Source organism: Rhodococcus globerulus (genome assembly GCF_019334125.1).
GTDB lineage: Bacteria > Actinomycetota > Actinomycetes > Mycobacteriales > Mycobacteriaceae > Rhodococcus_F > Rhodococcus_F globerula.
Map to the genome: position 1 here is coordinate 2,268,024 of NZ_CP079698.1, position 13,827 is coordinate 2,281,850.

At 62.6% G+C, this 13,827-nt stretch carries 14 protein-coding genes; 5 read left to right on the forward strand and 9 right to left on the reverse strand.

The window, feature by feature from the left end; translation table 11 throughout:
• Nucleotides 1–27 precede the first annotated feature (27 nt).
• Both KYT97_RS10250 and KYT97_RS10255 read left to right on the forward strand, forming a co-directional pair.
• Complete coding sequence (locus tag KYT97_RS10250; protein WP_033235774.1) at nt 28–234, forward strand: BldC family transcriptional regulator; 207 nt, start codon at nt 28–30, stop codon at nt 232–234.
• A 139-nt stretch (nt 235–373) separates the two neighbouring features.
• A complete protein-coding gene (locus KYT97_RS10255; protein WP_033235464.1) occupies nt 374–580 on the forward strand; it encodes a hypothetical protein in 207 nt (68 codons plus the stop codon).
• A 151-nt stretch (nt 581–731) separates the two neighbouring features.
• On the opposite strand, the gene KYT97_RS10260 is transcribed toward KYT97_RS10255, so the two are convergent.
• The 7 genes from KYT97_RS10260 to hemL all read right to left on the reverse strand — a co-directional run bounded on the left by KYT97_RS10260 (nt 732) and on the right by hemL (nt 8,671).
• Complete coding sequence (locus KYT97_RS10260) at nt 732–2,393, reverse strand: MinD/ParA family ATP-binding protein (protein ID WP_219112190.1); 1,662 nt, start codon at nt 2,391–2,393, stop codon at nt 732–734.
• A gap of 178 nt (nt 2,394–2,571) precedes the next feature.
• Entirely contained in the window at nt 2,572–3,534 is a 963-nt protein-coding gene (gene ccsB / locus KYT97_RS10265; RefSeq protein ID WP_045063821.1) for a c-type cytochrome biogenesis protein CcsB, read from the reverse strand.
• Nucleotides 3,531–5,195, reverse strand: coding sequence for a cytochrome c biogenesis protein ResB (gene resB / locus KYT97_RS10270; protein WP_172936304.1), 1,665 nt, complete (start codon nt 5,193–5,195; stop codon nt 3,531–3,533). Before resB ends, ccsB begins: the two co-directional genes overlap by 4 nt.
• Complete coding sequence (locus KYT97_RS10275; protein ID WP_033235467.1) at nt 5,192–6,022, reverse strand: cytochrome c biogenesis CcdA family protein; 831 nt, start codon at nt 6,020–6,022, stop codon at nt 5,192–5,194. Before KYT97_RS10275 ends, resB begins: the two co-directional genes overlap by 4 nt.
• The gene (locus tag KYT97_RS10280) at nt 6,019–6,630 is read right to left on the reverse strand and encodes a TlpA disulfide reductase family protein (RefSeq protein WP_033235468.1); all 612 of its coding nucleotides are present in this window, start codon (nt 6,628–6,630) and stop codon (nt 6,019–6,021) included. Before KYT97_RS10280 ends, KYT97_RS10275 begins: the two co-directional genes overlap by 4 nt.
• Entirely contained in the window at nt 6,627–7,286 is a 660-nt protein-coding gene (locus KYT97_RS10285; RefSeq protein WP_033235469.1) for a histidine phosphatase family protein, read from the reverse strand. The genes KYT97_RS10280 and KYT97_RS10285 overlap by 4 nt, the downstream gene beginning before the upstream one ends.
• A 59-nt stretch (nt 7,287–7,345) precedes the next feature.
• Nucleotides 7,346–8,671 carry a glutamate-1-semialdehyde 2,1-aminomutase gene (hemL, locus tag KYT97_RS10290; protein ID WP_045063822.1) on the reverse strand — a complete coding sequence of 442 codons (1,326 nt, stop codon included), beginning with the start codon at nt 8,669–8,671 and terminating at the stop codon, nt 7,346–7,348.
• A gap of 110 nt (nt 8,672–8,781) precedes the next feature.
• Between hemL and KYT97_RS10295 the strand changes: the two genes are divergently transcribed.
• Nucleotides 8,782–9,129, forward strand: coding sequence for a hypothetical protein (locus KYT97_RS10295; protein WP_219112192.1), 348 nt, complete (start codon nt 8,782–8,784; stop codon nt 9,127–9,129).
• Nucleotides 9,130–9,172: 43 nt separating this feature from the next.
• Nucleotides 9,173–11,104: an acyl-CoA dehydrogenase family protein gene (locus KYT97_RS10300; protein ID WP_045063823.1), complete on the forward strand. Its 1,932-nt coding sequence runs from the start codon at nt 9,173–9,175 to the stop codon at nt 11,102–11,104.
• A gap of 38 nt (nt 11,105–11,142) precedes the next feature.
• Here the strand turns inward: KYT97_RS10300 and KYT97_RS10305 are convergent, their stop codons facing one another.
• Nucleotides 11,143–12,165, reverse strand: a complete 1,023-nt coding sequence (locus KYT97_RS10305) for an ABC transporter permease (RefSeq protein ID WP_172936305.1) — start codon at nt 12,163–12,165, stop codon at nt 11,143–11,145.
• 135 nt (nt 12,166–12,300) lie between these two features.
• On the opposite strand from KYT97_RS10305, the gene KYT97_RS10310 reads away from it, so the two are divergent.
• Complete coding sequence (locus KYT97_RS10310) at nt 12,301–12,861, forward strand: TetR/AcrR family transcriptional regulator (protein ID WP_219112194.1); 561 nt, start codon at nt 12,301–12,303, stop codon at nt 12,859–12,861.
• A 5-nt stretch (nt 12,862–12,866) separates the two neighbouring features.
• On the opposite strand, the gene KYT97_RS10315 is transcribed toward KYT97_RS10310, so the two are convergent.
• Nucleotides 12,867–13,742: a TIGR03619 family F420-dependent LLM class oxidoreductase gene (locus tag KYT97_RS10315; RefSeq protein WP_219112196.1), complete on the reverse strand. Its 876-nt coding sequence runs from the start codon at nt 13,740–13,742 to the stop codon at nt 12,867–12,869.
• Between the last annotated feature and the right edge of the window lie 85 nt (nt 13,743–13,827).

Consider the following 13,827-nt stretch of genomic DNA (forward strand, 5'->3'; position numbering starts at 1 on the left):
TTCGACGCCAAGACGGAGGAACATCAGATGAGCGCACCAACATACAACGTAGCCGCAGACGCACTCATGACACCCGGCCAGGTCGCGGCTCTGTTTCACGTAGATCCCAAGACCGTGACCCGCTGGGCGCACGCCGGCCGACTCGGATCACTTCGCACTCCGGGCGGACACCGTCGCTTCCGCGAGACCGAGGTCATGCAGCTTCTGCGCTCGCTGACCACCGAAGCCAACTGAAATACCGGAGCTCGCGCTCTACCCAAATGCTCTACCCGAATACAGCACGGCGCACCAAGCCGCACCCACGTCCCAGGGATTCTGGTGATCCAGACCCGAGACTGAGTAGGCTCTTCCTTGTACTTGAAGGAGGTGCGCCGTGCTGTATCTGTTGGCGTTAGTAGGTTTGGTGACATTGGTCGTCCTGATGTGGAAAGCATTCGGACCGTCCCCCACTTCCCGAGCCTCGGGTGGCGGCGTGAAGGGGCCTGACGACGATCCCGAGTTCCTGTGGAACGTAAATCAGCAAACTCGACGCAAGCAGCAGGGAGGCCAGGACGGCGCTCCGACTGATTCGTCGCAGTAGGCCCTATTCGTCACAGTAGGTCCCATGCACAGGGCGATCGCCCCTACAGCAGTAGGGCGGTCGCCCTGTGCAGATCGTAGGGTCACCGCCCTGTGCAGATCGTAGGGTCACCGCCCTGTGCAGCTTGCAGGGTCACCGCCCTGTGCAAGTTTCAGCGCTGCAGCGGACGTCCGTAGTGCGAACGCGGGAAGTCGTCGGCAACCGCGGCAGCAAGCTCGAAGAGAGCGTCACGGGTCCCGGACCGAAGTCGATCGAGGTCAACCTCGGCGCCTTCTTCGAGGTGCGGATCGAACGGAATCAGCCGAACGGTGCGGCACCGCTGTTCGAAATGCTCGACTACCCGGGGTAGATCAACCTTTCCCGAACCAGGCCGTACCGCATTGATGACGGCGACGGCGTTGGAGACCAGCGCGCTGTGTCCGTGTGCGTCGAGCCAGTCCAAGGTGGCTGAGGCACTACGAGCGCCGTCGACCGAACCGGAACTGACGACGATCAACGAATCTGCCTGTTCGAGAACCGCTGTCATTGCCGAGTGCATCAATCCGGTTCCGCAATCGGTGAGAACAATGCTGTAGAACTTTTCGAGCATGGTGACGGTGCGGGTGTAGTCCTCCCCGCTGAATGCTTCGGAAACCGCCGGATCACTGTCGGAGGCAAGCACTTCCAGGCGGTGCCGACTCTGTGACGTGTAACCACGAACGTCGCTGTACTTCTCGATGGTCGCTTCGTCACGCAGAAGGTTACGGACTGTGGCCGGGGTTTCGAGAGGAACTTTCTGACTGAGCGTTCCACGGTCCGGATTCGCGTCGATTGCGATGACGCGATCACCGCGCACGGATGCAAACGTCGAGCCGAGAGTCGCTGTTGTCGTTGTCTTCCCAACTCCGCCTTTGAGGCTGAGTACCGCAACTTTGTAGCAGCCCTGCATGGGCTGATTGATCTTGTGAGTCAACTCGAGCATCTGCTGATCTTTGGCGCCGTTACCGAGGTTGAGACTCCGTCCCGACAACGTGTACACCGCCTTGCGCCACCCGCCGACCGGAGCGGGCTTCACAGGCTTGAGCAACAGCGCGTTGGAGAGATCTTGCGCCGACATCGGCAGCGATGGTTCCGGCCGACCGGGCGCGGGCTGCGTTCCCACGATCGACGCCGGACCCGCGGCAGGCGGACGCGGGACGGGCATCTGCGGGTTGGGCATCTGCGGGTTGGGCATCTGGGGGTTGGGCACGGGTGGCGAAACAGGAACCCGAGCAGCAGGCGGCATCTGACCTGAAGGTGCGGGCGCAGCCGGAAACTGCGGCCGGGGCGCCGGAGCTTGTTGCGCCGCAACAGGATTCACCACACCCGGATTGCCTGCACCATTCGTCCGGCCGACCCCCGGCGACGGTTCATAGGTTTGCGGCGGCAGTGAGGCCGCGAATGGCCCGGACGCAAAGTGTCCATTTGCCGGCCCGGGAGGCCCCCCGGGGTACTGAATAGCAGGCACACGCCCCGAGTTGGGGGCAGGCGTCGAATTTGGGACAGGCATCGAGCTCGGGGCCGGCATCGGATTCGACGCTGCAGCCGGGGCAGTAGTAGCGGGCGGGGGCGTCGGCGGCGCCGGGTACATCGGTACGGAGTCATGGCCGTTGGGGCCCGGCGCTGTGTTGTCCGTCGGCGCGACGAACAAGCTTCGCATTCCCGGATCAACATCCTTCGGCGATGCAGGAGTCGGTGCATGAACAGGCTTCGGTGCGGCCTGCTGATGCGGAGCAGGCGCCGGACGCACCGGTTCCCAGATCCCCGCTCCCGCGTCGTCCTTCTTGTCAGCCATGTCCGCCCCTGTCGAAATCTGTTCCGTGTCGATCACCCAGCCCGATACAGACACGACCATACAGCTATCGCGTAGCTAGTTTCGTGGCTGGTACCCGGCTACCGTGTACCCTGCCGCAGCTGCACTGGGCGGGCACAAAACCCGACCGGTCGGCGACAACCCACCGTACCGGATCGACTCAGGTCAGCCCCGCGTAGGAATGCAAGCCGGACACGACCATGTTGATGATGAACAGATTGAAGAGCATTGCCACAAAACCTGCGATGTTGATCCAGGCGGCTTTCGTCTCACGCCAACCGGATGTTGCGCGGGCGTGCAGGTACGCGGCGTAAATCACCCAGGCGATGAACGACACCGTTTCCTTGGGATCCCAGCCCCAGAACCGGCCCCAGGCCGCTTCCGCCCAGATAGCACCCAGGATGACTCCGGCACCGAACAGCGGGAAGGCGATGATGGTGCTCTTGTACGCCAGGCGGTCGAGTGTCTGTGCATCGGGAAGGCGCTCGGCGATCCGGCCACCGATGCCAGAACCTTCTTCACCTGGCGGGAACTTGAGGCGCAGCAGGAACAGGATGCTGGCGATGCCACCGATCATGAAGATGCCGGATCCGACGCTCACGATGGTCACGTGAATCGGCAGCCAGTAGGACCGCAGTGCGGGAACCACGGGAGCGGCGTCGGCGTAGAGGATTGTTCCGGCAAGGAACATCAGAATCAGCACCGGTACGAGCAGGAAGACCCACATCGATCGGTACGTTGCCTTGGCCAGCAGAACGTGACCGACCAACAACGCGGCAGCACACGCCATGGCAACAAACTCGTACATGTTGCCGAGCGGGAATCGCGAGGTGGCAAATCCACGGAGCACGATCGACGCGATGATCAGAACGGTGCCGACAACCAGGACTGCGCGGCCCATCCCGCCGAAGCGCTCGGAGAGCGGCTTGACCGGCTGCTCGGTCACGCGACCCGGAGTGAGGGCGTCCCCACCACCTGCGGCAACCAGTTCCTTCTCCTGAACGGATTTGGCGCGAGCCGACGCGTACTCGACGATCAGCAGCACAAACGCCAGAACCAGCACCGTGAAGGCTGATTTGAAGGCCCAGTCGCTGTACTGAGCGAGAGTCTCGTTGGTTGTCATCGGGCATTCTCCTGCACGTGCGGTGTGGTCACCGAGTTAGTCGAGTGGCTGTCTAGTAGTCGATCTGCGAGACGATCGAACTCGTCGCCCCAGCCGGCGTGGTCGGTACGGGCAAGTCCGCCGAGCTCTACTACCGTACGTCGTTCGTCGTCGAGATAGATACGGGCCCAGATTCTGCGACGCTTGATCAGCAGCGAAACCAGTAGCCCCGCCATCATCGTCAGTGCCGAGACCAGGACCCACTGCTGAGCCGGGTCGTGCGAAACCTGCAGGTTGACGAAGTCGACGGCGCCGTCGAATCGTACCTGCGTGCCGTCCGCCAATGTTGCGCTCTCGCCGGGCATCAGGTTGACACGTTCCTGCTTGACCAGTCGGCCCTGATTGATGAGTTCGGTGTTGAGCTCGAACAGCGACTGCGGATTACCGGTGTCCAGTCCGGTGTCACCCTTGTAGATGTCGATGGCAACGGCCGGATCGTTCATCGCCGGGAAGCTCGACGACAGCAGATTTCCGTGGAACAGTGCCGTCGGCGCGAACAGTCCTTCGATGGCGATCTGATTCTTGCGTCGCTCGTCGGCATCCGGGTACATGCCGCCTGGCGGGTCGAAGCGCATCGCACCACTGCTCAGGAAGGTGACGGCATCGTCGGGTCGCCACTGCAGAGTCTCGGTGCGGGTCTCCCCGTTGGGGAAAGTGACCGTGAAGGTCGGTGCGTAACCGTGGCCCTGCAGGTACACGCGATCACCGGCAATGCGCAGTGGGTGGTTCACCGCGATGGTCGTGTCGCGCCAAGTGTCGGAGTCGATGTCATCGCCCGACTGGTACGCGATGTCCGAGGTGAACATCTCGGCCTGTCCGGTTTCGAGGTAGTCGGCCTCGAAGTTCTTGACCCGTAAACACAGCGGCGTCATCCCGGTGCCGTCGAGCTCGAGTCCGGCGATGAAGGAGTCGAAGGCGGCAGGCGACGTCGTGCAGAATCCCGGTCCGTCGTTGGCGATCACGATGCGGTTGCCCTCGTAGCCGAACAGCTTTCCGGCGGCGATGGCAATCAGGAGCCCGACGAGCGAGAGGTGGAATACGAGGTTACCGAATTCACGGAGGTACCCTTTCTCCGCCGAGATCGTGATTTCACCGTCGCGCTTCGACCGCGCGTCGTCGGTGCGGGTCTCGACGCGCCATCCTTTGAGTTCCTTGGACAGACGCACCGCCAACTGTTCGGGCGTCTCGCCAGGGACGACGGCCGACGTGTGGTGCGGCAAGCGGGAGAGGTTGCGCGGCGCCGCCACCGGGCGGGTACGCAGAGCCTTTGCGTGTTCGACGCAGCGCGGCAGGATGCAGCCGACGAGTGAGATGAACAGCAGGGCGTAGATCGCGGTGAACCAGAAACTGCTGAACACGTCGAACAGTTCGAGCTTGTCCATCCACGGACCCAAGGTGGGCCGCGCGGCGATGTATTCGGCTACCTTGCCCTCGTTGAGGGAACGCTGTGGCAACAGCGCGCCTGGAATAGCGGCGATTGCGAGGAGGAACAGCAGCACGAGCGCCGTCTTCATCGAGGTGAGACCGCGCCACGTGTTGCGTCCGAGCGCGATGACTCGGCCGATCGTCGACTGCCGAGGCAATGCCGAAGTCGAGTTGTCGTGATTGTCGTCAGCTGTCATATCGGCAGCGTCACCTCCGAGATAAATGCGTCACGAACCCAGCCGACGAACTGGTCCCACGCGCCCGTGACGAGGGCAATACCCACCGCCACCAACATGATTCCGCCGAAAATCTGAATTGTTCGCGCGTTGCGGCGCAGCCAACCGACACCGTTCAAGGCGCGAGCCGACCCGAGAGCCAGAATGATGAACGGCAAGCCGAGCCCGATGCAGTACGCCACGATCAACGTGACACCGCGAGCCGCGGTCATACCTTCGGTTCCGGCGGCCACGGACATCACACCGGCAAGCGTCGGGCCAAGGCAGGGCGTCCAGCCGAGCGCAAAAACACCCCCGAGTAGCGGAGCGCCCACCAGGGAGGACACTCGACGCGGCTCGAAGCGGACGTCTTTCTGCAGCGCGGGCACCAGGCCGATGAACACGAGACCCATCGCGATAGTCACTACGCCGCCGACGCGCATCAGCACGTCGCGGTTGATCAGCAGGGTGGAGATGACCCCGAACACGGAAGCCGTCGCCAACACGAAGACGACGGTGAAGCCGGCCACGAAAAGTCCGGCGGCGCCTGCCACTCGCAGACGGCTACTGCGGGCAATCGTTCGCGTCCTGGCTTCGTCTGCCGTGATTGCCGGAGCGTCCGCACCGACCACCCCGGCCAGGTAGGACAGGTAACCGGGAACGAGCGGCACTACGCACGGTGAGGCAAACGAGACCAGACCGGCGAGCAGGCACGCGCCCAGTGCAAGAAATAGCGGCCCGGACGAGGCGGCATTTTGAAATGCTTCACCGACGCCGGCGCCGAGTGTTTCAGTACTTGCGAGTGTCATTGCTGCGCAGGCTCTTCCGCTGCCACTCGTTCCACCACGGGCAGAAGATCCTCGGCAAGCAATTCCTGCAGGAACACAGCGGCAACGCGGTGCTGGCGGTCGAGGACGATGGTGGTCGGGATGACCGATGTCGGGTATCCCTTGCCGAGCGCGATCAGCGATCGCATCGACGGGTCGTAGATCGACGGGTACGAGACCTTGTTGTCGACGACAAAGTCCTGTGCCTTGTTCTTGGTGTCGTCGCGAACGTTGATGCCGAGGAACTGCACTCCGGAATCACGCGTCTGCTCGTAGACCTGCTCCAAGTCGTCGGCTTCGGCGCGGCACGGGCCACACCACTGGCCCCAGACATTGAGGACGACAACTTTGTCCTCGAAATCGCTGAGGGCGACAGTTGCGTCTTCAGTCATCAGATCCGGCCCGGTGAGCTTTCCGATGGTGCCGCGATCGGACGGCGGATCGTAGAAGATCTTCGTCTGGCCACCCGGCGAGACGAAGTCGAACGTGCCGCCCGTTGCGACGGCGTCGTCGCCGGTCGCGCAGGACGAGAGAACGAGCATCGCTGCAGCAGCCGTGGCGACTGCTACTGCGACCTTGCGGAAAATCATGCTCCAGTCACTCTCGGATCGGATGCGCCTGCCGGCTCGGAGTAGATGATGTCGACGAGAGTGTCGCCTTCGTAGACGAGCGATGTGAGCGACGCCAGGCCGCACTGGCGGTGACGCGGGTCGTGCCACAGGCGTTCGCCCTGCAGGAACCGTCGCAGAGTCCACACCGGCAACTGATGGCTGACGATGACAGCTTCGTGTCCGACGGCAGCAACGCGAGCGGCATTCACGGCAGCGAGCATGCGATGCGCAATCTGCAGGTAGGGCTCGCCCCATGACGGAGTGAACGGATCGCGCAACTTCCACCAGTGCCGCGGGCGCGAGAGTGCGCCGTCACCGACGGCAACCTTGAGGCCTTCGAACTCGTTGCCGGCTTCGATGACGTTGTCGTCGGTCGTGATGTCGACGCCGTGAGCCTCGGCGATCGGAGTCGCGGTTTCCTGTGCCCGCTGCAACGGCGACGCGACAACATGGGTGATGTCGTGATCGGCAAGAACAGCCGCGACCGCCCGTGCCTGCGCCTCACCCGCCACCGACAACCGGAATCCCGGTAGCCGTCCGTACAGGATCCCGCGCGGGTTGTGCACTTCACCATGGCGAAGCACATGCACGATCGTGCGGGTGGACGTGTGGTCTGGATGGTCGACGTCGGTCACAGTCGAGAGTCCTAGCTGAAGTAGGTGCGGGCTGAAGGAATAGCGGGATCGTGCATGTCTCAGGGCTTGACGGCTGCTGCGGCAGCCTTTGCTGCGTGCGGCAGAGCGTCGGCGATGATCGAGAATGCCCGATCGTCGAGCGCGGCCGAGACGAACCACGCTTCGAACGCACTCGGCGGCGCGTACACACCGCGAGCGAGCAGTTCGTGGAAGAACGCGGGGAACCGCCACGTCTGCGCGGCCTTCGCCTCGTCGTAGTTCGTGACGGTGTTTTCGGAGAAGAACACGCTGACCAGTGTGCCCGCGTACTGCACCTGGTGGACGACGCCTTCTGCGGTGAGCGCATTGGACATGAGCGTGCCGAGGGTGGTGGCGTTCTTTCCGAGCTTGGCGTACACCTCGGCGTCGGCAGCGCGAAGATTGGCGAGACCGGCAGCGACGGCAACCGGGTTACCGGAGAGGGTGCCTGCCTGGTAGACCGGGCCGTCCGGTGCGAGATGGCCCATGATGTCGGCGCGACCGCCGAATGCCGCGGCCGGAAGACCGCCGCTCATGACCTTGCCGAAGGTGTAGAGGTCGCCGGCGACGTTGTCGATGCCGTACCAACCGGACGCGCTGACGCGGAATCCCGTCATCACCTCGTCCATGATCAGCAGAGCGCCGTGCTCGCGGGTGAGCGCGCGCAGTCCCTCGTTGAAACCGGGCAGCGGCGCGACGGCACCCATGTTTCCGGCAGCGGCCTCGGTGATGACACACGCGACGGCGTCCGGGTTGGCTGCGAATGCCGCGGCGACGGCGTCGAGATCGTTGTAGCGGACCACGATGGTGTCTTCGGCCTGTGCGCCGGTCACACCGGGTGATGTGGGCAGTCCGAAGGTGGCAAGACCCGATCCGGCGTCGGCAAGCAATGCGTCGACGTGACCGTGATAGCAGCCGGAGAACTTGATGATCTTGGTGCGACCGGTGAATCCGCGAGCCAGGCGCACGGCGCTCATGGTGGCCTCGGTGCCGGAGTTGACGAGGCGAACCTTCTCGACGGGGGCGACCCTGGCAACGATTTCTTCGGCCAGCGCGATTTCACCTTCGGTGGGAGCACCGAAGGACAGTCCGCCGAGGGCTGCCTCGCGGACGGCTTCCACGACTGCGGGATGGGCGTGTCCGAGGATCATCGGCCCCCACGACGACACGAGATCGACGTACTTGTTGTCGTCGACGTCGGTCAGCGTGTAGCCGGACGCCTCACGGATGAATCGGGGTGTTCCACCCACCGAACCGAACGCTCGGACCGGCGAATTGACGCCGCCTGGAATAACCTTGCCGGCACGCTCGAAGAGCCGAGCCGAGTTCGTTGCATGCACGTCGAAATCACCGGAAGACACAGTCACGACCTCCAGTGTCCCAGTTCTGTCGAATCTGACAACGACAGGGTGTAGGAGTTACGGCGCCGAAGTGCGTTTTCCGGCCCCAACAGGCCAATTATGGGACTATTTGGGCTATGAGGCGACTGCTGACCACGCTGTTGATTCCAGTTGCGATTCTTGTCACATCCTGCAGCTCCGACGGGGAAACCGAGGCCCCGAGCGCTACGACGGTGACTTCCGCTGCCAATTCGTCCGTCAGTTCGGTCCCCGCCGTGCCCCGGACCGAGCCTGCCTTTCTCGATGGTTGCTCGGCTGTGTCGGTCTACGTCACGCAGCAGACGCAGAGCGGCGGAGCCCCGGCGGACGCTGCGGCGGACTTCCTGAAAATCGTGGAGAACGACCCGTCGTATCAAGCGATGCCGGAAGCCGACAAACAACTGTTCCGAGAAGGAATCGAAGCCGGCGCCGCTGGAAACTGCTGAGGAAACTGCTGACAGGTCGCACCCTCGCGCTAGGGTCGATCCCATGGCCACCACAGCGGACCACCTCAGGAATACTCTCGACGGACGCTGGCGGGAGGTGCGGGAGCGAGTTCGCGGCGAACTGTCCGACGAGCGTTTTGCTCCGCATTTCACTCCGAATCTCGCCATCGCCCGCGCCAAGACCCTCGAACAGATGCGAGTTCTTGCCGATCTCGGTTATGCCGCAAACGGTTTCGCGGTAGCGCACGGCGGAACCGGAGATGCGGGCGGCGCCGTCACCAGTATCGAAATGCTCGCAATGTCCGACTTGTCTCTCATGGTCAAGGCCGGCGTCCAGTGGGGACTGTTCGGCGGAGCCATCGAGAACCTCGGCACCGAACGACACCACCAGGCTTACGTCAAACCCCTCATCGACCTGGAACTTCTCGGGTGTTTTGCCATGACCGAAACCGGTCATGGCAGCGATGTCCAGGAACTCGAGACCACCGCGACCTACGACGCGGCCACCGGCGAATTCGTCATCGACTCCCCCACTCCGTCCTCACGTAAGGACTACATCGGCGGGGCCGCTGAACATGCCACCGTCGCAGCAGTGTTCGCGCAACTCATCACCGGAGGCGAAAGCCAGGGCGTGCACTGCTTCGTCGTTCCGATCCGCGATGCCGCCGGAAACGACCTTCCTGGCGTCACGACGTCGGATTGCGGCTTCAAGGGCGGACTGCCCGGAGTCGACAACGGGCGCATCATGTTCGATCACGTGCGTATCCCTCGCGACAACCTACTCAATCGATACGCCGACGTTGCCGAGGACGGCACGTACAGTTCCGCAATCGACAACCCGAACCGCCGCTTCTTCACGATGGTGGGCACGTTGGTTCGCGGACGCGTCACCGTGGGCGGTTCCGCAGCAGCGGCAGCACGTGTCGGCTTGGCCATCGCGGGTCGGTACGCCCTGCAGCGCAGGCAATTCAGCGCCCCCAAGAGTGACAATGAAGTCCTGATCATGGACTACCTCGTCCATCAGAAGCGCCTGCTGCCGCTGATCGCCCGCTCGTACGCATTGCAGTTCGCACAGAACGAACTGGTGGCCGCGATGCATGACATCCAGAGCAGCGAGAACCCTGACCCTCAGGAGCAGCGTGAACTCGAGGGTCGCGCCGCCGGACTCAAGGCCGCCAACACGTGGCATGCCACTCGCGCTATTCAGGAGGCACGCGAAGCCTGCGGCGGCGCAGGCTATCTCGCGGAGAACCGTCTCACCGCATTGAAAGCCGACACCGACGTCTTCACGACTTTCGAGGGCGACAACCATGTGCTGACACAGTTGGTCGCCAAGGAACTGCTCACGTCCTACGCCGACGAAGTTCGCGGCATGAGCCCGGTCGACTGGATGCGTTTCGCCGCTACGACGGTCTCCGATGTGGTCAAGAAACGTACTGCGGCCCAACAGATCCTGCAGACGATTGTCGACACTCGGCAGGACAACGAGGAGGACGGCAGCCTCTTCAATCGCGGCACTCAGATGAAGATGTTCGAGGACCGCGAAGAGTACCTGCTTTCCACCGCCGCACGGAGATTGCAGGCCGCACAGAAGAGGGAGGAGAATCCGTTCGACGCCTTCAACTTCGTGCAGGACCACGTGCTGAAAGCCGCGCAGGCGCACATCGAGCGCGTCATCCTGGAAGCCTTTGTTGCCGGCATCGATTCATGTGAGGACGAGACAGCAAAGGATCTTCTCGGCGAGGTGTGCGACCTTTACGCGCTCTCCGTCATCGAAGCAGACAAAGCCTGGTTCATGGAGCACCGGCATCTGTCGGTCGAGCGCTCGAAGGCCGTCACGCGCGGCATCAACGAACGCTGCCGCACCCTGCGCCCGCATGTCGCAACCTTGATCGACGGGTTCGGAATCCCGGAATCTCTGCTGGGTTCGGCGATGCTCGACGGAGACGGCACGGACGCAGTACGACTGAAGTAGAAATCTGGTGGGGCCGGGAGCACCCGGCCCCACCAATTTTATTGCGCTGCCGCCTTCTTCGACTGACGGGCAGCGACCAGGCCGGTCAACCCGAGAGCCGCAACCAACCAGACACCCAGAACGATCAGGTGCTGGCCGGCGCCGTTGCCGTCGAAGTAGATGACGGACCGAATGGGCTCCATAGCCGCCGATCCGAGCCAGAACGAATGAATGTGCTGCCAGAACCCCGGCAGGAACGACACCGGAATAGCGCCGCCCGAACTCGGAAAGTTGATGAAGACCAGTACCGTCAACACCGCAAAGATCGCGGCTTGACCCAGCAGTTTGTTGAGCAGAATGCACACTGCACCCACGGTGAAGGTGTAGACCATCGAAATCCCCAGCAATTGCAGGATCTCACCGAACGACGCGCCAAATGCATGCATGAAGATGCTGGTGATTCCGAAGGCGATGAGCGGGGTGAGGATTGCCGCGCCGGCGAGAATCGAATATTGCTCTCTCAGTCGCATTCTCGGCGCGACCTGACTGAGCACAGTCATGGTCAGGTAACCACCGAGGGTGCAGACGATCAGGAAGTAGAACAGTCCGACGGTCGAGGAATCACGCGCGGTGACCGGAGCCGAGTCCACCGAGGTCACCTGCTGCCCCGTCTGATCCGCGATGGAATGGGCCAGCCCCGTCACTACCGACACCGTGGAGGCACCGGCACCGGTTGCAATGTGCGCGGTCACGGTGTCACCGATTTCGATGGCGCCGATGGCGTCACGGTTGCCGATCCGAGCGATCGCATCGGCTGCGTTATCCGTGGCAACGATGTCGAATTTGCCGCCGGACGTTTTTTCGATTCCGTCGATCAAGGGCGCGGTCACCGACGCTGGTCCCACCACCACGATCGGCGCGTTGTTCGGCGTCGGTGAGTGGAAGGCGCTGACGTAGCACAGGCAGAACATGATGACGAAGAAAAGCGGAAACGCGAGTCCGCCGCCCACCATCTTCCAGTTTGTGGGTGGCTCAATCGCCTTCGCCGCTTCGCTCGGGACCCTGACGTCGGTATCTGTCATATTTCACACTCTTTTCGCTAACCGCATCTAGCTGTCAACACCGTTGACAGACTCAACAGTCAACACCGTTGACACGATAGAGTCAACAGCGTTGACAACGAGGTCGGCGTGAGAGCGAGCACAGAGGTCGATAGCGTGACACCCAGTGGACAGACGCCTGAGGCGGATCATCCCTCGACGCCCGAGGCGATTCGCGCCGCAGCATTCCAACTGTTCGGCGAGCACGGGTTCGGCGGCACATCCGTTCGGGCAATCGCGAAGGTTGCCGGTATCGATCCGGCTCTGGTCATCCGGCATTTCGGATCCAAGGAAGCACTGTTCCTGGAAACCACACCGGTCGAGGATTACTTCGAGGGCCAGTTCGACGGCCCGCTCGACACGCTCGGCGAGCAGATCGCATCGTTTCTCCTCGGCAAGGCAGACGCCCGAATGCTGTCGGTGTTCACGGCGCTGACACGCGCATCCGACAGTCCCCGCATCCGCGGACGATTGAGGGAAATGACAAGCACATTTGCCACCAACCTCGCCGACCGTTTACCGGGCGACGACGCCTACACCCGGGCACTGCTCGTCTCCGCCCAGGTTTCGGGGTTGCTGAGCGCGCTCAGCACCGAGAGCATCGCGCCGACCGCAGATCGGGACAAGGTGGCAAAACTCTACGGCCGGGCGATGCAGACGCTGATAGATCAGTACTGAGAAGATCAGTACTGGGAAATGACCTCGTCGGCAAATTGTCGAATCGAGTCGAGTCTTCCCTGACGATCTCCGGGGTCTACGCCGTAGCGATACCACGGCGACACTCTGATTTCCGTGACGCCCAACTCCTCGAGTTCGCGGTATCCATCGATGTCGCGTACGTCGGTGGGCGAGACGTTGATCTCGAAGGGGACGTCGGCACGGCCGAACTCGGCCCGCAACTTCGTCAGACGGTCGATGGCAGAGGCTAATTCAGCTTTGGTGGTGTTCACCGACATCCACCCGTCAGCCAGCCTCGCGGCGCGGCGCAATCCCGGTTCGCTGTGCCCACCGATGTAGATCGGTACGGGAATCTCCGGAGCCGGACTGATCATCAGAGCATCGAAATCGTAGTGTTTGCCGTGGTATTCAACCCACTGCGGGCCACGGCCGGCACATACGGCCTTGATGATCTCGATCGCTTCGTCGGTCCGCGCGCCACGGGTACGCATCTCCGTACCGGTGAAGGTGAACTCCTCGGGAATCCACGACAACCCGACGCCGATCGCGATGCGGTTTCCCGACATCACCGCCATGGTCGAAACCTGCTTGGCCGTCAACAACGGATCACGGAGCGGAAGCTTGAATACATTGGTGTAAAACTGGATTCGAGACGTCACCGCAGCCATTGCCGTCATCGCTATGAAAGGATCGGGCATCGGCGTCTCGGGGGCCCACATCCGCTTGCCGTCAACGGTGTACGGATACGGCGCCGACACCTGCTCCGGATAGAACACGGAATCCGGCATTGCGATACCGTCGAAGCCCGCCTCTTCGGTAACCTGAGCCAACTCGCACAGTTCCAGAGCGTCGATCATCGCGCCCGCCAACGACCACTTCATCGTTCCACCATTTTCATCGCTACTCGACTGACATGTCAGACCCGACCGTAATGCCTTGCAGCAGGCAATCACTCGACTGATCCTG